Below are 18,357 nucleotides of genomic sequence, written 5' to 3' on the forward strand. Positions count from 1 at the left end.
CGGTCTCATTCCTCCGGTGGAACCCAGGCGGCCTGCACCAGATCCCGGCGCGAATGCAGTGGTTCGACGAAGATGCCCCGGCCCACCGGTTGCTTGGTCGGCTTGACGTCGCCGATCAGCATACCGTCGAGTTTCGAGCCGTCCATGATGAATCCGGAGGAGTTCAGGTTCTTGATCTGGCCGAGTACGTTGTCGTACAACGCCATATCGGCCTGCGCGATATTGCGGGCGGCAATGAGATGGAACCCGGTGTCGCGACCGTCGACGATGATGTCCTTCAACGGATCCAGCGGGTTCAGCGCGCCGCGCGACGAGACCATGTGGTAGTCGTCCACCACGACGAAGATCTCCGGACCGGTCCACCAGGATCGCTCGCGCAACTGCTGCGGTGTCACGCCGTTCGGTGGCCGGCGGCTGCGCATCTTTTCTGCCAGCAACGGCAGTCCCTCGATCAGATCACGCTCGGCGGTGAGGTAACCGATGCTCTGTTCCGGCGGGATCGCCTCCATGTGCTGACGCCGGTAGTCGACGAGCAGCACTCGCGCCTGGTCCGGGGTGAACTGCGTCCGGATCGACTGCAGCAGGGCTGCCAGCACAGTCGACTTGCCGGACCCCGGTGAGCCGAAGATCGCCAGGTGGGTCGACACCCCGAAATCGATCGCCGCGGGGCTGAGGTCGGACTCGCGGACACCGAACGGCACAACCAGCCGCTGCGCCGGGGTTTCCGGTGCCGGCCGGCCGGCCATGATCTCGGGCAGCGTGATCCGCGCGGGGAGCAGTTTGACCTCGGGCGCGCGCCGTCCTCCGTAGCGGCGCTCCAGCTCGGACACCGCGGCGGCCGTGCCCTGCGCGGTGGATTCCGGATCTCCGACGCCATCGATGCGGGGCAACCCGGTGAGCATGTGCAGACCCTCGGTCGACAGACAGCGCCCGGGCCGATCGGGCGGAATCGACGCCACCACGGCCCGGTGATTATTGAAGACCGTGTCGGTGAGATCACCGAGTCGCATTTCGAGCCGGGTCTGCAACAGGTCCTTGATGTTCGGCCGAATCGCCGTCCAGCGCGAACTGCTGATCACCAGATGGATGCCATAGTTGAGGCCCTGCAACGCAATGGATTCCACCACCGGCAGGTACTCGTCGAAATACGGTCCGTTGACGGAGAAACCGATGTCCCAGCCGTCGATCATGAAGAACACATCACCGTGTTCGTCACCGTAGGAAGTCAGTTCCGCCGATGCGTCCGGTGAATTCCGGCGGCGGCGGAATTCCCGCATGCTGTCGATACCGAGCTCGGCGAATATCGTCTGCCGGCTCGCGATGAGGTTCGTGATCAGGGCGAAGGTGCGGCGAATCCGGTCGGTGTCGCGCGCCGATGCCACCGATCCGACATGCGGCACCTGCCGCAGTGCGGTCAGGCCACCGGAGAAGTCCAGGCAGTAGAACTGCACCTGTTCCGGAGTGTGCGTCAGCGCGGCCGACAACGCCAGGGTCTGCAGCGCGGTCGATTTTCCGGACTGCGGACCACCCACCACGGCAACGTGGCCACCCGCCGCGGACAGATCGACGGTCCATACGTCCTGGCGCTGCTGCCTGGGCCGGTCCACCACGGCCAGGGGCACCTGCAACCGGCCGGGCTGCACCGCGGGGGTGAGTCGTTCCAGTGTGGGCGGCACTCCCAGCGGCGGCAACCACATCTTGTGCGCCGGCCGGCCGCTCCCGCCCATCTGAGTGAGGACGGTGTCCATGAGGGTGGTGACCTCGCTGTCGTCGTCGGACTCCGGCGCGGCGACCGTCGGCTCGACGAAGGTCTCCGGCCGCAGGGCGACGATGTGCGCGGTGGTGAACTGCTGCGGCGGTTTGTATCCGCCGCCGGGCCGCCGGGCCCGCTGCGCATCGGCCGATGTGGCCGCCTGGGTCGGCGCCTGGTACGGCGAACCCACGTAGGCGGCCTGGAAACGTTGCAGGTCGCCCGATCCCACTCGCAGATACCCCGACCCCGGTTTCTTCGGCAGGTGGTAGGCGTCCGCGGTACCGATGGCATCGCGCGAGTCGCTGGTCTGGTTGGTGCGCAACGCGATCCGATAGGACAGGTGGGCTTCGAGCTCACCCATCCGGCTGGCCGGCACCTTCTGCGAGGACAACAGCAGATGGATACGCAGCGAACGGCCCAGCCGGCCGATCGCGACGAACAGTTTCGCGAAATTCGGATGCTGTTCGAGCAGTTCGGCGAATTCGTCGAGAATGATCAGCAAGGTCGGCAGCGGTTCCAGCTGCGCGCCCTGCTCCCGGGCCCGCTCGTAGTCGGCCACATTCGCGAAGTTGCCGGCATCACGCAACACTCGCTGACGACGCGCCATCTCGCCGTTGATCACATCTTCCATACGGGTGACCAGGTCGGCTTCTTCCTCCATGTTGGTCACGACCGCGGTGACATGATGCAGACGATCGAATCCGAGGAAGGTCGCGCCACCCTTGAAGTCGACCAGCAGCAGATTCAGCACATCCGGAGAGTGCGTCGCGATGGCCGAAAGCACCAGGGTACGAAGGAATTCCGACTTGCCGGAACCGGTCGCGCCGATGCACATGCCGTGCGGGCCCATTCCCTCCTCGGCCGATTCCTTGATGTCGAGATGGACGACCTGACCGGTGGGATCGTGGCCGAACGGGATGTTGAGCCGGTTCCGATCGATGTCGCGGCGCACCGGCCACTGGCGTTCGACGAGGATGGAACCGGGATCGGCGATGCCGACCATTTCCTCCCAGGAGGTTCCGGTGCCGGCCTGATCGGCGACCACCGCCTCGACCACCGTCGAGAGCCGGTACGGCGACAGACTGCGCGTCAGCGCCGTCATCGCGGGCATCGAGATCGCGTCGGCCACACCGACTTTGCGCGGTCCACGGCTGGTGATCTCGTGCAACTCCCGGTCCTGCGACACGGTGAACTTCAGCGCGCGCGGCAGATCTTGCTCGGTGGCGCCCAGCCGGATCCAGGTGCAACCGTCCACACCCGAGATGTCGCGTTCGCTGGCCGCCCCGCTGACATCGACGATCAGGATGTAATGGGTACGGTCCAGGGTGGGCTGGCTGTTGGCGGAGAAGGGGCCGCGGTTCAGTCCGGCGAGAACCTTCGCGCGCAATTCGGACACCGAGCGATAGACCATCCGGCTGGAGCCGATCGCATCGGAATCGCTGGGATGCTGGGTGTGCGGCAGCCACTTGAGCCAGGACCATTGCGGCGCATCGGGATCCGCCAGTACGGCCGCGACGGCCACCTGATCCGGTCCGTGCAGCACCGTGAGCTCGGCGATCATCGACCGCACCAGCGCGGCCACCAGATCCGGGTCACCCTGGAATCCCACCTGTGGCGCGGACAGCAGGTTGATGGCGACCGGCATTCCGCCCACGGTCGAATACGCCTTGGCGAATCGGGTGACCTCCACGACGCCGACCGGGTCGAGATCGGAGGTGGGCGCGGCCTCGGGCACGATCACCCGGACCTGATTGGCGATCCGGCCCCGCCCGATTCGTACCCGCAGGAATTGCGGGCTGGCGACCTGCACCTCCCACATCCGCTTACCGCCGACCAGACGCGCGATCTCGTTCGGCCCGGGATGGGTGTGGCGCAGATAGGTGTGCAGTTCGGTTTCGGCGGTGTGGACGGTCTTGCGGTTCTCCCCGATCGAGCGCAGATAGTCCTTGCGTTCCTCGTTCAGCGAGGCGGCGCCGCCACCACCGTTGCCACCCATGCCGCCACCGACCATGCCGAACATCGACACCAGCATCATGACCGGGAACATCATCATCATCGGGTTCACGGTTCCGCCGCTGCGGAACATCATGACCATCATCCCGCCCATACCGGCGACCATGACGACCGGCATGATCATCTTGATCCGCGACGGCGGAACGGGTTTGGGCAATTCGGTGGGCGGCTGCAGCCGCAACTCCGTGACCGCCGGTGCCTTCGGTCCCCGCTCGGAACGAGCGGGGCGGACGAATCGGCGGGTGGTGGTCATGGAGTTCCTCCATCGGACTTCTCCGGCAGACCGACCGCGGACCTGTCGGTCGGAATTCCGTCGTGCTGCATGCGCGCATCGCGCTGGGACAGTACGGGTCCGACGGCGAACAGCGACACCACACTCCACGGCGCGGGCACCGGCGTCCGCAGCCCCAGTGCGCTCAGAGTCTGGTCGTTGCTGGCGCCCGGCGCGACATCGATGCCGTAGCGAACGCCGCTGTCGGAGACCCAATAGAGCGATTCCCGCAGCGGTGAGCCCGGATTCGCCCCGGTGACCTGGACGAACCGGCCCGTGCCGCCGGGCAGGTAGGCGGCGTCGGCGGTGGCGCCGTGCGAGGCGCTCGCCGTCACCAGGCCCACTGCCCGGCTCTGCTGTTCGCTGGTGAGTGGCAGTTGCCGGCCGTAGAGCAGCCGGGTGCCCGCCTTCGAATCACCGCTGCCGCGCGACCAGTGGTAGCAGGTCACACCGTAGCGGCCCGGATCGACCAGTTCGACCGCCTTGGCGGGGTAATCCGCGGTGCCGGGCCAGGTTCCGGGCCGCAGATTGGCGGCCACCACATCCGGCCCCACCGCCATCGTGGTCGCGGTGCCGTGCGAATCGGCGTTCCGCACGATGGCCGCGAGGACCGCGCTGATCTGCACCAGACCCGACTGCGAAGCCAGGTAGTAGGACGCGCCGCGGTCCGGGGTCGAGACACTCAGCACCGAGCCGATGGGCACCGACAGCCCGGACGACAACACCGTGGTGTTGCCCGCACCGGGCACATCGGGTACCCGCAGCGGCGGCATCTCCGGCAGTGCTTCGATCAATCCGCGCGAGGCCTCGGGCACGTTGGCCGAGCCATCGATGCCCAGGGCGAGCGTCACCGCGGAATCCGACAGATCGATCGATGCCCGGACCACACCCTTGTCACCGTCGGCGTAGACCAGCCATACGACCGAACCGTTGCGCAGCAATCGTGCTCGATTACCGGACAATTCGACGGTGGCGTCACCGTCCACGGTCAACGGACCGCCGATGGCCGTCGTCACCACCGCGGATCCCGAGGTCGTGGGAAGTCCGGTGGACCGGTCCACCGGCCGGTCGGCTCCGGTGCGCGCGGTATCGCAGACCGCCCAGGAGGAATCCCGGTCACCGCTGTCGACGATACTGCCCGGGGCGCCCGGAATTCCGACCCACGGACCACGCGGAAACTTGTCCAGTTCCGCCTGTGACACCTGCACCGGATCTTGTGCGGTGCCGGCGATCAGCCGTGCCGAGGTCAGATTCAGTGCCGGATGCAGCCGCCCGCTGACCTTCACATACAACGCACCGCTGCTCTTGTCGGCGACGATCGCGGAATTGCCCACCTGCTTGGCGGGTTTGAAGAACGCCAGCACCGCGGCGGCGGCCACGACCACGCAGGCCAGCGCGATTCCGATCGATAGGGCGGTGGAGCGGCCGCGCTGCGGATCGTCGATCATCGAGACCTCGCGGCGTACCAGCGCGTGCTCGATGCGGCGCAGCAAGAACCGCCAGCCCGATATCTGGTGTTTGGTCACCACCCGGAATCGCGGCATGGCCTCAGCTGGTCGCGGCCGGCGCCAAACCCGCCAGCGCTGCGGCGATATCGAAGGCGTCGATCGTCATCAATTCCTCGTTGGACAGCGCCGCGATATCGACGTTGTCACGAGTGAAGCGATAGTCGCGTTCGGCCTCGGCGGCCTCCACCACATTGCGGATGAAGCGGCCGTTACCGGCGAGATCGATCAATCGGCGGCCCTGTTTGGTCTGTGCCGCGAGCTGATCACAACGCTCGCGCAGGACCTCCCGCGCCTGTTCCGAGAGCAGCGAATCCTTCTTCTGCGCAATATGATCCGCGATCTGCACCAGCTCGTCGCCGCCATAGCTGGAGAAGCGGATCCGCTTGGTGAAGCGTGAGGACAGACCTTCGTTCGAGGCCAGGAACCGGTCGATCTGGTCCTCGTAGCCGGCGATCACCACGACCAGTTTGTCACGGTCGTTCTCCATCCGGGCCAGCAGTGTGTCCACGGCCTCCTTGCCGAATGCGTCCCCGCCGGAGAGCCCCTCCTGGATCAGGGTGTACGCCTCGTCGATGAACAGCACCCCGCCCAGGGCGGAATCGATGAGGGAGTTGGTCTTCGGTGCGGTGTGACCGAGGTGCGTGCCCACCATGTCGTTACGCGACACCTCGATCACCTCCGGATTCTCGACCACTCCCAGGCCCGCGAAGATCTTCGCGATGACGCGGGCGATGGTGGTCTTACCGGTACCGGGCGGGCCGGAGAAGATCAGGTGCTGCGATTTGGATTCCACCGCCAGTCCGCGCTTGGCCCGGACCTGATCCATCAGCACACCGGATTTGAGCCGGTCGACCTGTTCCTTGACCGAATCCATGCCGATCTGGGCCTGCAACAGCTCCGAGGCCTCGGTGAGCAGCGCGTCGCGTTCCTCCTTCGCCGCCGACGCCGCCGCCTCGGCCGGATCGTCACCGGTGGACGGATCCCACAGATCGGTGCGTGAAGCGAGCAGATCCGGTGTGATCACCTCGAGCCGGAAACCCTTGTCCCGGACCGCGCGCTGCCACTCCTCGCGCTCGGACCACAGACCCGATCCCTGCAAACCCTTGAGGATTCGATCGGCGGTCTCGTGATCGCCGTTGTGCCGGTGCAGCATTCCGAGCAGGAAGTGCGCATCGGCCCAGATGTAGGACAGGTTGCCCGAGGCGCTGTCCTCCACGATGCGCTGTGCACGGGGCATCGCCTCCCCCATGCGGCCCAGATGGGCCAGCGCCGTCGCGGTCATCAGCTCGGCCGCGATATCGAGCAGTCCGTCATCGATGACCGGTTTGGCCGTACGCGCGGTGAGCACATCCGGCCACCGCCGGGTGCGATAGAACAGCGACATCCGCACGAAATCTGCGACATCGTCGCGGGGCACCTGGTCCAGAATCGCTGCGGCTTCCTGCCATTCACCCCCCTCGGCGTAGTAGCAGGCCTGTGCGATCGCGATCTGATCGCGATCGGCCATCGCCACCCGCAGCCCGTACATGCCGATCTCGACCTGACACCACAGCGAGCGATCGACCAGACCCGCCCGTTGCTGATCGCGATAGAGATTGTGAGCCGATCTGTACGCGCCGTAGATCACCTCGGAGGTGATGTCACCGGCCATGGCGCGACCCAGCCAGGCATCGCACATATCCGGATCGAGATCCGTCGCGGCTTGGAACGCCGCCATCGCTTGTTGTTCGTTGCGCACGCCCCCGGCGACCAATCCCAGTGATTGAACACCCGTGTAGAACGCGTCCTCGGCCGCTGACACCTGGACATCCCTTTCGACGCTCTCGCCTGCCCGAACCATAGACAGTCCCCGACCTACGCGAAGGGAGCAATTTCCCATTTTTGGGAATACGTACGCAGGTCGCCTCGAACACCCCCCTCACCCGCACGCGACCAGTGCGAACAGGCACTCCATCAACACCTATTTAGCGGCACACTATTGAATGAGCCGTCAAATAGCGGTAAGATTATCGTGGATCGACAGTCCTCATCCTGACGGTCCAATTCTGGGAAACGAGTATCCGGGAGCCGCGATCCGGCAACCGGGTACTCGTCTCACATCACCCGGACCACCACGGCCTCACTGGGCATCCGCGACCATTTGACGGTCGACCCGGTGTACGGCGCCTCGATGACCATCCCGTTGCCCGCGGCGAGTTGAACGTGTTCGGGCCCACGCGAACTGAATGACGCGGCCGGAAAGACCAGGTCACCGGGCCGCACATCCTGCGGCGGAATCCGCACCCCGCTGTAGATCTGCTCATAGGTGGTGCGCGGCAGCACGACCTTGCCATCGGTGGCTTCCGAAACCGCGTACTGCGTCAGTCCCGAACAGTCGAATCCACCACCGCTCGGTCCGCCGGACCCGCCCCCGCCCCACACATAGGGCAGGCCCAGATAGGCACTCGCCGCGCTGACCGCACGCCCGCCGTTGGTCCCGTCCGACGGGACCGGCCGGTGCATCGCCGGCAACGCGCGGGCCGCACCGCTCGCGCGCGAGACCGTCCTGGCCCTGGTCCGCCGCCGGCGCCGCCCGGGATTCGAGGTGACGCGGCCACGAACGGATTTGGGCGCCGACGGGGGCACGATCTGCGCCGCGTGCCGACGCGCCTGCTCGATGTCGGAATCGACCTGCCGGCTGGCGTTGGTGACCGCGGTGTGCGCGGCATCGAGCAGGGCCGGACCACTGAACCGCAGATCGGAGACCTTGGCGATCGCCTGCAAGCGGGTCTGCAGATCGGCGATCTGCCCATTGACCACCCCGCGACCGGCCACGGTGCCATCACCGGCGGATGTGACGGATTTGTGCACCACCGCGTCACGCTCGGCATGACCGGCCGCGACCGCGGTGTGCATACCGGCCATATCGCGATAGCTGTTCGCCAGCTTTCCCATCCGATTGTCGTCTTCCGATGGCCCCGACATCGCGGATGCGGCATTTCGCCGACTGGGCTCCCCGTTCCCGTACAGACCGAGCAGTGAATTCAGAACGCCGTCCACACCGGCGGTCAATTGCACAGACATCCGACCGCCCCGCCTTTGCTCAGCACCGATCGCCTCCCGAATCGGCCCCGGCTGTCAGGGACCGGTACCCGCGCACCTACTTACGAATATGCAAGCCGCACACGACTATGCGGCAACATCGTCGAGGACCGGAAGCCGCCCACGTTCCCAATTGCGGGAACAACCCACAATGAGGAAGAACTCCGAGGAGGCGGTGCAACGGTATGGCGGGGCCAACCACGACGACGGAATCGGAGCCGGGCTTACTGCGCGGCGCCACGCAATCGCCGGTCAGCGGGACGGTACAGGTCGCACCCGATCAGACCATGGGCGAGCGTGCCGAGCCCGTGCAACCGATCATGGCGCACGATCCGGGCACGGGGCACAACGGTCCCGGTGGCAGTCAGCCGTCCGGCCCAGGGCAACAGCAGGGTGGTCCCGAAGGCACCGATCCGCATCGGATCGACACCCCCGCAAACCCTCCGCAGGTCCCCCGCAACCCCGGCGAGCACCCTGGCGACAACCCGCAACCGGGCCAACCCGGGCAACAGCAGCCGGGCGCCGGGCAACCGAACGGCCGGCCCGGGGATTCCGATCGCATCGGAATCCCGGAGCACTCGCCGCAGACCCCGCGCAACCCCGGCGAAACACCGGGTGACGGCGGGGGCAACAAGCCGCCGCGCAGCACCGACGGTCCCGTCGCCGACACGCACTACCGGACCGTGAAACTGGACCCACCGGCCGGCGCCTCGGCCGCCCTGCGATCCGTTGTCGGCATGGCGCGCACCGCGATTCAGACAGCGGTCGACCTGCTCGGGCGCGGTATGCCGGTACCACCGCCGGAGGTGAGCGATCTGCTCAAACCGGTGGTGTACGGCTATCTCGGCCAGGCCGAGTCGACCGAGAAGTACCAGCGCGCCATGACCGCCGTGAACGCCCGGCAGAGTTCACTACTCACCTACGACCATCAGATCGCCCAGACCTCGATCACCGTCGCCGCGAATCAGGACCAGACGCTGGCCGCCATCAAGGAAATCGTCGACGAATTGCAGACGAAGCTGAAGGCGGTGCCGGCGAAGCTGACCACCAAACAGGAAGTGGCGGTGATGGCGCATGTCGGGGCCGCGGTGAACAAGGTCTACAAACTCGTCTCCGCGGTCTATTCCGACAACCAGTCTCATGCCGGAAATGGCAGTGGCACATCGAATTCCGGGGGCTCCGACAGTTCGAACGGCACCGGCAGCGGCACCGCCGCCAACGCCGGTGCCGCGAACACCGGTGCCGCGAACGCGGGCGCGGGCGGAGGCGGGATCGGGGACATCATCGGTCAGCTGCTGCCGATGGCCGCCATGATGGTTCCGATGGGCGCGATGGCGCTGACACCGGTCATCACCCAGATGATGCAGAAGAACGAGCACGACAAACAGCAGCAGGAACTGCAGTCCAACGGCGAGATCACCCCCGGCGGTGGCGCTGCGCCACTGGCCGCCGACCCGAATGCCGCGGCGCCCGGCGCCGTGATGCCGGGCGTAGCTCCCGCTGCGGTGGATCCCTCGATGGGTGCGCAGAACGCCGGAACGCCCGGTGCGACAGCTCCTTCGACCAACGCACCCTCCGCGGTCACCCCGAACACCGCGCAGACGCCGGGGTCGCTGCCCCCGATCAAACCGTCTCCGGGTACCTCGAAGAACGACCGGACGAAGCCTCCGACTGCTCCCGACACAGCTGCGGAACCTCAGGATCCGGAGCAGCCGGAGGCGGGCGCGTCCCCGGCCTGAGCCGACGTTTCACCCAGGCAACCGCGGAAACCCGCCGGTGGGGAAACCCCGCCGGCGGGACGCACTCACCCGCGCGAATGCTCAGCGGCGTCCGGCGGCGTCACCTTCGGTGCCACCACCGCGCCGCCCGGCGGCGGACCGGCGGTCACGCTCGGTGCGCTGACCGACGGCGCCGCCACACCGGAAGCACCGGTGCCCGCGCTCGCGGTGGACGGGCGGACGACCTGCTCGTCGGCGGTGGCGACCGCGGCCGGAACCTCCACGAAGCGTGGATGTTTCACGATCTGCTCATGGGCGTAGACCGCGTCGCGCAACTGCTGCCGTGATTCCTCCTCGGCCAGCAGCAGCACCAATTCGTTGCAGCGGCGCTCGAAGACCAGCGATCGCAGGGCCGAGACCTCGTCGTCGATGCGAAGCTCACCCGGCTCGACCCGGCCGACATCGACACGGCGGGGCAGCATGGCCGCGGCGAGCAGATCGTCGGCATCGCGCAACTCCTCCCACCACTCACGCGGAATCGTGCGACCGGACCGCTGCGCGGACAGGATGCGATCACGCACGCCCCGCGATTCCGCGGCTTCCGGCCCGCCCGGCGCACTGCGGGCGACCAGTGCGTGCGCCTCGGTGGCCAATTCGCCGCACCGGGCCCGCACTTGTGCATCCGAGACGGAGGCAACGTGTTCCAGCGCCTCGGCCGAACCGGTGAGGCCGAGGCGATCGGCCGTGTCGGGGGTGAAGACGCGCAGGTCGACGTCGTAGGACGGACCGACCATATCCTGCATGGCAACATCGGTGAACCGTTGCCGCAAACCGTTGTCGATCGGGCCGGAGGAGACCAGGGCGGTGAGGTTCGCGCCGGCCTTGCGTCCCCAGGCGAGACCGAATTCCACCAGCACCCGGGCCGGATCGGACACCCCTTCCCACGGGGAGCCCGCACCACCGGAATCACCGCCGAGCAACTCGTCCCACGTCCACGGGGACGACACCTCGAGCGGCAGGTACAAGCCGGCCGGGAACCAGCCGCGGCCCTCATTGGAGGTGATGAACACCCCGGAACCGGCCTCACCGCGCATCACCGCAACGGCCCAATGCAGGCCCAGCACAGAGGAATCCACGGCCGCCAGCACCGCTCCCAGCAGAGTGCGGGCCAGGACCAGATCGCTGTCCACGGCATCGCCCACCACGTACGCGGGCTCGGCGTCCTGGTCCTTGGCCTTCGCGACCGCGGCGGCGAACGGCGTCGGCAGCGGCACCGGCGGCAGATCGCCGGCCGCACTGGCACCACTCGGCGGAGCGGTGGCGGCACGCTCGTCGGGGCCGCCACCGGACGGTCCACCGGGCGGCATCGCACCACCGGGCGCCGTGACGCCCAGCGATCCCGGCGCGGAACCCGAGGACGAACCCGGCGATCCGGCCGATACACCGGCCCCGGCCCCTGCGCCGGCCGCCGCGGGCGCGACACCGGCACCCGGCTCGTCGGCATCATCGGACGTGCTCGCGGCTGTTCCTGGAGCACCCGACGCGACGGCAGCGGCGTTGTCGGCGCCCGGTGTCCGACCGGCGACGTCGGCAGGTCCGACACCGTTGGACGCACCGGCCTGGGGGCCGGTCGCCGATGGTGTCCCGGGACCGGCCGCTACCGGAGCAACGGGTGGTGCGCCGGCACCGGGAGACTCGGCGGCCCTGCGTACGCGTCCGAGACCGTCGTCGTCGGCCCGCTCGAAGTCATCGGCGGCCTTCCGCAGTTTCGCCGCGGTATCGCGGTGTTCCTTGGCCAGTGCCCGGCCCGCGTTCTCCCGGGCGCTGTAGTAGCTCTTCAGTGCGTTGTACACCGGATTGGCGATATGACCGTAGCTGCCGGGGAATTCGTTCAGCCAATCGATGGGCTGATTCGCCCACTCATCGGTTTCGTCGGCGATCCGCAAGTGCTGAAGGGCCAACTCACGTAAGACCGCAGGGTCGATGTCCATGCTGTCGGCCATGCCGAATCAGATCCTTCCGCCGATGACGTCCCCATTCTCAAGCCTTCCCAGCAGCGGGAAGGTTTGAGAATGACACCTCCGGGCTAACCGTTCGGCCCCGCCGTGATCCTCGGCCGCCGTGCCGGTTCCGGCGTGCTCGGCCCGGATGGCAGGCTCGCCAGATATTCCGACACCTGGCCGTGGGCGTACACGATGTCACGCAATCGCTGCCGCGACGGTTCCCCCGACAGCAGCAGGACCAGCTCGTCGCACCGGCGTTCGGCGACCAGACGCCGCAGCGTGGCGGCCTCGCCCGCCGAACGGCCGACCGGCGCGTCGGCCCGTAACTCCCCCAGCGGAACTCGCGAGACATCGATGTGCAGCGGCAGCATGGATGCCGACAGCAGGGTATCGGCGTCGCGAAGCTCTTCCCACCACTGTGCCTGCACCGGGCCACCGCGCAGAATCGTCTGCAGGATGCGGTCGCGCAGTTCCCCGGTCCCGAGGGAGGCGAAGGGATTGGCCGCTGCGCCGGCGAGGCGTCGATGGGCGTCGTAGGCGAAGTCGAGCCCACGGCTGCCGAGTCGGTCGGGGGCAACGGCGGCGACCCGTTCGAGGACCGGTGCGGCGCTGACCAATTCGAGCCGATCGGCCAAACCCGGTGCGGCGGTCGCGAAGTCCATGTGGGCACAGGGCTCGACGCCACCCTCCAGGGCCACCTCGCCGAGTTGCCCGGCGAGGATCTCGTCGAACGGATCCGACGACACCAGCGCCGACAGCCGGGCGCCGGTGCGCCGACCCCAGGCGACGGCGAATTCGGCGAGCACGCGAGCCGGGTCGGCGAACCCCTCCCATCCCGGTCCTTCGGCGACCGACCACACCCACGGTGTGGACATCTCCCGCGGTAGAAAGACCTCGGGCGGCAGCCATCCCCGGCCATCATTCGAGGTCACGAATGCGGTGAGGTCCGCGTCGTGACGCATCACCGACACCGCCCATCCGGCGCCGACCGTCGCGGCCTCGCTCGCGGCCAGCAGACTCGCCAGAATGCTGCGTGCCAGGACGAGATCACCGTCCACCCGCTTGCCCAGCATGAATGTCGGTGCGGCCGAAGCGAACATCGCCGCGCCGACCGCGTCGCGCATCATCTCGCCACTGCCGGCGTTCTGGTCGGACCCGGTCGCGGCGACCGGATCGCCGGGCGGGCGCGCGGGCGGCTCACCTTTGCCGGCGGCGGCGGGCGGCGGGACCGACACACCCGGCGCCGAGACACCGGGGCCGCCCACGGCCGGGCCGCCGGTCGGCGCCGAGACACGTGGCGCCACCACGGGGGCTCGGGAGTCGAATCCCGGCGCGGCCCGCGGATCCGGGGGCGATGCCGACCCCGGTGGAGCGCTCGCGCCGGCCGGTGGAGCTGCCGCGGGTGGCAGCTGCTGCGGCATGAACATCGCCGACTGTGCCGCCGCACCCGCCGCCGCACCGAATGCGGTGGTTCCCACAGCGCCGGGGAACAGATCGGTGCGCAGGTCGGACTCCGGCCCGCTCTCGTCGTCGTGGTGTCGTTCGTCGCCGGAATGCGCGGCCATGGTGGTGGTTTCGGTTCGATCGCCGACCAAGCCGTCATCGGAGGGGGATGCCGTGATCGGATCATGTTCCGAATCGTCCTGTGACGACGAAGTCCGCGCGTATTCATGCGTGGCCGCCGGAGCGTCGGCCGTGTCGGTGGCGGCCATCGGTGTGGCCGGCGCGCCACCGTCCATCTGCCCGATCTGCGGCGCATATCCGGGTTCGGTGAGCTGCCCGGGTGCCGGCCGGCCCTGCACCGGCGGGGCCGCGACGGCCGGGGCATCGGCCATCGCCGGATCACCGTGCTCGAGCGCACCGCCCGCCTCGGGTCCGAGCAGATCGAACCCGGGCAGTTGCGACACCGGAAGTCCCGGCAACAGGTTCCGGAACAGATCCCGCAGATCCTGCAGGGCCGGTGCGCCCGGAACGAAGGTCCCGGGCGGCAACCGCAATCCGTGCGGGAGCGTTCTGAAGCCCGGGGGCACTTGCGGTCCGAACCGGTCCCGGTTCCCCGCCCGCCCCGGTCGGGTACCAGGTCCTCCGGCGCCGCCCGCCCCGGTGGGCCTGCGCCGCCACGGGCCCGGCTGGCCGAGGGCCGCCGCGATCGCCGCCAACTCCGGAAAGCCCTGCGGGCCGACCTCGCCGAGGGCCGCCCGGGCCACCTGATCGACCTCGGCGCGAGCGCGCGCGAGGATTCCCATGATCCGATCCCGCCGCTCGGCGGCGGTGGGCCCGTCCTCGTCATCGGGTTCGGCGTTCACTCGCCCGATATCGCGCAGCGCGCCGTCGACGATATTGAGAATCCGGTCCCGGGTGCGGTCCACCAGAGCCGCCGCGTGCCCGAAGGTGTCCGCCGCCGCGACCAGCGCATCGACGAATCCACGCGTCGTTCCCTGATGTGCCAGCAGATCGTCCTTGACAGGCTGTAGTCCGGCACTGGAATGAACCAGCTCATCGAACGCGCGCCGGGCGCGATCGGCCTCGGCCGGATCGAGGGCATCCGCACCGTCGCGCGCCCGCGTCGCCAGATCCCGCCACGCGCGCGGCGGGATGTTCGGCCAGTTCTCCCCGACAATGGTCTTCCAGTACGGGCTTTCGCGCTCCGGATACATGCGGATCAGGCCGATTGGGACCGGCGCACCTGCTCGCGACCGTCGACGTCGACCGTGTGCAGTGCCGATGCGGTGTCGGTGGCTCGACCGTCGGTTGTGCGCGTGTGCTCGGCATAATCGACGGCAGCGACATCGAACAGGTCGCCGACCTTGTCGAATATCTTCGCCCGCAGCTGGTGATCGAGCTCCGATCGGGGGCTTTCGTCGATCGCCCATCCGCCGGTGACGGCGCCGACCTGGTCGATGAACGACAGTTTCGTTGCCGCGACATGATGCGAGGCGGCGATGACCTCATCCGGTTCACCCATGTTCAACGACGACATGCCGGGCTCCTGTCTCCGAAGTGCCTGTGATACTCAGGAATTCGTGCCGAATTCGGCGATCTCCAAGGCGCGGTAGGACGATTCGGTGGGCAGATCGAACGAATCGATCGTGTACGAGCGGGTGCCGTTGGCTTCCATCTCCGACCGCAGGCCCACTCGCGATTTGGTGTGCGCGAGCCGGGCCAGGCGCACGATCTCCGCGGCGAGCCAGGCGTCGCCGTTGTCACGGGCGTCATCGGTGATGTGCAATCCGATCACCTCACCGTCGCGGTCACAGGCCACCCCGACGGTGCGGTCGGGGTTGAACACCTCGTAGGTGAGGTTCTGCCACTCCGTTGTGGCCGTGTCCGATTCGTCGTCGTATTCATCTGTCATTCGTAGCTCCTGTCACTGTTTCGGCGCGCTGACGGCTCCGGGCGCCGACACCCCTCGGGGCGGTGCGACGGCCGGGGCCGCGGTCGGGGCAGCCTCCGGCGCGGCGGCCGGCTCCTCATCGGCCTCCGACAAGCGCGCGGCGATCTCCGCCCAGGCGTCGTCACCGATGGTCATCACCTGACGCAGCTGCCAGAACCGGCTTCCCAGATACATTTCCGCCGTACCGTCGGCCCCGATGTCGAGGTGATCCGGGCCGTCGGCGGCGGGGTTGAGGGTGATGGTGGTCAGCGGCGGCTGCATATCGTCGACGTTGATGATGGTGGCGGTGCTGCCCGGAATGAAACTGTTGCGGCAGCGTTCTCCGACCGCGGGTGCCAGCTCGGCGCTGTTGGTGGTGATCATCACTTCCGGATTGAGCAGCAGCTGCAGGATCCACGAGCGTGCGGCTCGTTCCGCCGGCTCGGCATTGATCGAAATCGACAGGGAAGCGGCCAGATCCACCACCAGCATCGCATTCGAACTGGTGACCCCGACGATCACCAGCCGTCGCGGCGTCCCCTCCGGATTCGGCAGGTCGTCGGCGGCGAAGGCCAGTACGTCGGAACCGGCGCCCCCGCCGGTGACCGGGTAGGCATTGACCGTCCCGGTGGCCACATCGATGGTGTAGGCCGCCAGCAGATCCGGCGTCCGCTCGGCGAGCGCGGCCAGACGGATCAGGCCCTCACCGTGCAGCCAGCGCGCGGTGTCGGCGATGGTGACACTTCCTGGATCGGTCACGAAACCTGCTCCACCCTGGCCTCTTCCGGTTCCGCGTCGCCCCACGGATCGCTGTCCATCAGCAGCTGGTACTGCCGGGCCGCGTCGGCACTGCTGTCGCGGATCGCCGACGTGATCTCGGAAATCAGTTCCGCACAGCCGAATCGGTCGACGGTGCCCGGTGCCAGGTACAGATCGGTGAGCCGTCCCATCGCATCCACCTCGGGGATCACCGCACCACTGGGCGAGGGCCGGCGGGCGCGGATGCCGTCGATCTTCTCGCGCAGATCGGCGATCTTGTGCCGGAGGTCGCGGGCCGCGTCCAAGGCGGCCTGCACCTCCGGATGGATGTCGGTGTCACTCATGCGGAACCTCCGGATTGAGATGGCAGCTGGTTGGCCGTACTGGGCGTCGCCGGCGTCACGGTCGGCGCGATCGTCGGCTTCTCACCGATCACCGCATCCGTGTGCGGTGTGTCGTCGACATACATCAACCGATCGGGATGCCAGGCGACCACGCGATTGCGCTCGTTGTTCCCCCCGCCCGCACCGCCCATCCCCGGCGACATCGGCATGTACGGCATCATCGGCGAACCACCCGCCGTGCCACGGGCAGCGGCCGCCGCCGGATTCTGCAGTGGCTCGATGACCGGGGTGCGCGGCACACTCGACGACGCGCTGCTCGCGGTCCCGGTGGACGACGACACCATCGGCATCGGGCCCACCGTCACGGGTGTGGACGAAGACGAGCCCATGGCACCGGTGATGTCGCCGATCGAGGCCGAATCACCACCGCCGCCACCGGAGTAGCCATAATCACCGCCCCCGGTGGAGTATCCGTAGTCGTCGTAGCCGTAATCCTCGAGTCCGGTCTCCGTACCCGTGCCGTCCTGACCCAGCATCGGCATACCGGCGGCCATCATGGTGCTCATCAGGGTGGGCAGCATCGAGGCGAGCTGGCTCATCATCTGACTGCTGTCACCCGAGCCACCGCCGGTCCCATCCGCCTGGGCGGCCGCGGCCTTGTCCGAATCATCGGCGTTCTCACCGGTTTTCACCCCGACCGTCGTGGAGTAATCACCGATGGTCTCGGCCGAGCGCGCGTTCTGCTCCTCGAACTTCGCGAGCGCGGCGGCGATCGCGGCCTTGTTCTTCGATCGTGTGGCCCGCACCAATTCCTTGCGGGCCGCCTTGATCTCCTCGGGGGTGGGATGTTTGGCCTTGGCGGTATCGAAAGCCTTGGTGTAGGTGTCGATTCCGTCGGCCAATTTGCCCATGGTGGCGCCGAGATCGTCCAGCCAGCCGCGGTGGCGGCCCAATTCGGCGGCTGCCGCGGTACCCACCGGCTGCCAGTGCTGCATGGCCCCTGCCGCACCGTCCACACCGGTCAGCGCCGCCACATGCGATGTCCCCAAATAGTTCCGGATATCGGAGACGAGTTGCGTCGCCGGTCCGGTACCGGGGCCCGCCCGCAGCTGCTCGGCGAAGGTCAGCGGATCGACGGACCCACCGGCGGCGGGCAGGCCGAAAGCCGGAGGCCGGCGCTGGGTCGGCGGCGGCGCCTGCGGCACCGGGTTCTGCAGCACTTCGCCACCCGCGCCACCGACCTTCCTGGCGCCCTGGTCATCGGTGTCCGTGTAATTCTGTGCGGCGGAACCGATCTTGTGGGCCGTCTCGTGCACCTTGCCGAGAATTCCGGCCATCCCGTTGATCAGATTGGCCGTATGGGTGTTCAGCTGTGGTACCGCCTGCGCGGATATCGGATCACTGCCGGCCGGCAGTACCCATCCTTTCGGCATGGAATCGCCGGTGCCACGCGCCAGTCCGGCGAGTGCCGCCGCCGCAGCGACGAGTTCGTCGGGATCGACTTGTAACGCCACACCTGCCTCCTCTCACCGCA

General features: G+C 68.0%; 12 protein-coding genes. 1 reads left to right on the top strand and 11 read right to left on the bottom strand.

What is annotated here, in order from left to right:
- Positions 1–5: 5 nt before the first annotated feature.
- The 4 genes from eccCa to AB0L57_RS30060 form a co-directional block, all read right to left on the bottom strand.
- Positions 6–4,019 carry a type VII secretion protein EccCa gene (gene eccCa / locus AB0L57_RS30045; protein WP_364969307.1) on the bottom strand — a complete coding sequence of 1,338 codons (4,014 nt, stop codon included), beginning with the start codon at positions 4,017–4,019 and terminating at the stop codon, positions 6–8.
- The gene (gene eccB / locus AB0L57_RS30050) at positions 4,016–5,581 is read right to left on the bottom strand and encodes a type VII secretion protein EccB (protein ID WP_364969310.1); all 1,566 of its coding nucleotides are present in this window, start codon (positions 5,579–5,581) and stop codon (positions 4,016–4,018) included. Before eccB ends, eccCa begins: the two co-directional genes overlap by 4 nt.
- Before the next feature lie 4 nt (positions 5,582–5,585).
- Positions 5,586–7,346, bottom strand: coding sequence for a type VII secretion AAA-ATPase EccA (eccA, locus tag AB0L57_RS30055; protein ID WP_364969313.1), 1,761 nt, complete (start codon positions 7,344–7,346; stop codon positions 5,586–5,588).
- Positions 7,347–7,639: 293 nt separating this feature from the next.
- Positions 7,640–8,608, bottom strand: coding sequence for an NlpC/P60 family protein (locus tag AB0L57_RS30060; protein ID WP_364969316.1), 969 nt, complete (start codon positions 8,606–8,608; stop codon positions 7,640–7,642).
- A 203-nt stretch (positions 8,609–8,811) separates the two neighbouring features.
- Between AB0L57_RS30060 and AB0L57_RS30065 the strand changes: the two genes are divergently transcribed.
- Positions 8,812–10,365 carry a hypothetical protein gene (locus AB0L57_RS30065; RefSeq protein ID WP_364969318.1) on the top strand — a complete coding sequence of 518 codons (1,554 nt, stop codon included), beginning with the start codon at positions 8,812–8,814 and terminating at the stop codon, positions 10,363–10,365.
- Positions 10,366–10,430: 65 nt separating this feature from the next.
- On the opposite strand, the gene AB0L57_RS30070 is transcribed toward AB0L57_RS30065, so the two are convergent.
- The 7 genes from AB0L57_RS30070 to AB0L57_RS30100 all read right to left on the bottom strand — a co-directional run bounded on the left by AB0L57_RS30070 (position 10,431) and on the right by AB0L57_RS30100 (position 18,337).
- On the bottom strand, positions 10,431–12,347 hold the full coding sequence (locus tag AB0L57_RS30070) for a type VII secretion target (protein ID WP_364969320.1): 1,917 nt from the start codon (positions 12,345–12,347) through the stop codon (positions 10,431–10,433).
- An 83-nt stretch (positions 12,348–12,430) separates the two neighbouring features.
- Positions 12,431–15,004 (bottom strand): hypothetical protein, encoded by a 2,574-nt coding sequence (locus AB0L57_RS30075; protein ID WP_364969323.1) that lies wholly within the window; start codon positions 15,002–15,004, stop codon positions 12,431–12,433.
- 5 nt (positions 15,005–15,009) lie between these two features.
- Positions 15,010–15,327, bottom strand: a complete 318-nt coding sequence (locus tag AB0L57_RS30080; RefSeq protein WP_364969326.1) for a hypothetical protein — start codon at positions 15,325–15,327, stop codon at positions 15,010–15,012.
- A gap of 33 nt (positions 15,328–15,360) precedes the next feature.
- Entirely contained in the window at positions 15,361–15,702 is a 342-nt protein-coding gene (locus AB0L57_RS30085; RefSeq protein ID WP_364969330.1) for a hypothetical protein, read from the bottom strand.
- A 12-nt stretch (positions 15,703–15,714) separates the two neighbouring features.
- The gene (locus AB0L57_RS30090) at positions 15,715–16,479 is read right to left on the bottom strand and encodes a hypothetical protein (protein ID WP_364969332.1); all 765 of its coding nucleotides are present in this window, start codon (positions 16,477–16,479) and stop codon (positions 15,715–15,717) included.
- On the bottom strand, positions 16,476–16,823 hold the full coding sequence (locus AB0L57_RS30095; protein ID WP_364969335.1) for a hypothetical protein: 348 nt from the start codon (positions 16,821–16,823) through the stop codon (positions 16,476–16,478). The genes AB0L57_RS30090 and AB0L57_RS30095 overlap by 4 nt, the downstream gene beginning before the upstream one ends.
- Positions 16,820–18,337 carry a PPE domain-containing protein gene (locus tag AB0L57_RS30100; RefSeq protein WP_364969338.1) on the bottom strand — a complete coding sequence of 506 codons (1,518 nt, stop codon included), beginning with the start codon at positions 18,335–18,337 and terminating at the stop codon, positions 16,820–16,822. The genes AB0L57_RS30095 and AB0L57_RS30100 overlap by 4 nt, the downstream gene beginning before the upstream one ends.
- Between the last annotated feature and the right edge of the window lie 20 nt (positions 18,338–18,357).

This window comes from Nocardia sp. NPDC052254, assembly GCF_040679495.1.
Lineage (GTDB): Bacteria > Actinomycetota > Actinomycetes > Mycobacteriales > Mycobacteriaceae > Nocardia.

Coding starts and splice junctions, on each gene's coding strand:
- eccCa (WP_364969307.1), bottom strand. CDS start 4,019: ATGACCACCACCCGCCGATTCGTCCGCCCCGCTCGTTCCGAGCGGGGA.
- eccB (WP_364969310.1), bottom strand. CDS start 5,581: ATGCCGCGATTCCGGGTGGTGACCAAACACCAGATATCGGGCTGGCGG.
- AB0L57_RS30060 (WP_364969316.1), bottom strand. CDS start 8,608: ATGTCTGTGCAATTGACCGCCGGTGTGGACGGCGTTCTGAATTCACTG.
- AB0L57_RS30065 (WP_364969318.1), top strand. CDS start 8,812: ATGGCGGGGCCAACCACGACGACGGAATCGGAGCCGGGCTTACTGCGC.
- AB0L57_RS30070 (WP_364969320.1), bottom strand. CDS start 12,347: ATGGCCGACAGCATGGACATCGACCCTGCGGTCTTACGTGAGTTGGCC.
- AB0L57_RS30075 (WP_364969323.1), bottom strand. CDS start 15,004: ATGTATCCGGAGCGCGAAAGCCCGTACTGGAAGACCATTGTCGGGGAG.
- AB0L57_RS30080 (WP_364969326.1), bottom strand. CDS start 15,327: ATGTCGTCGTTGAACATGGGTGAACCGGATGAGGTCATCGCCGCCTCG.
- AB0L57_RS30085 (WP_364969330.1), bottom strand. CDS start 15,702: ATGACAGATGAATACGACGACGAATCGGACACGGCCACAACGGAGTGG.
- AB0L57_RS30095 (WP_364969335.1), bottom strand. CDS start 16,823: ATGAGTGACACCGACATCCATCCGGAGGTGCAGGCCGCCTTGGACGCG.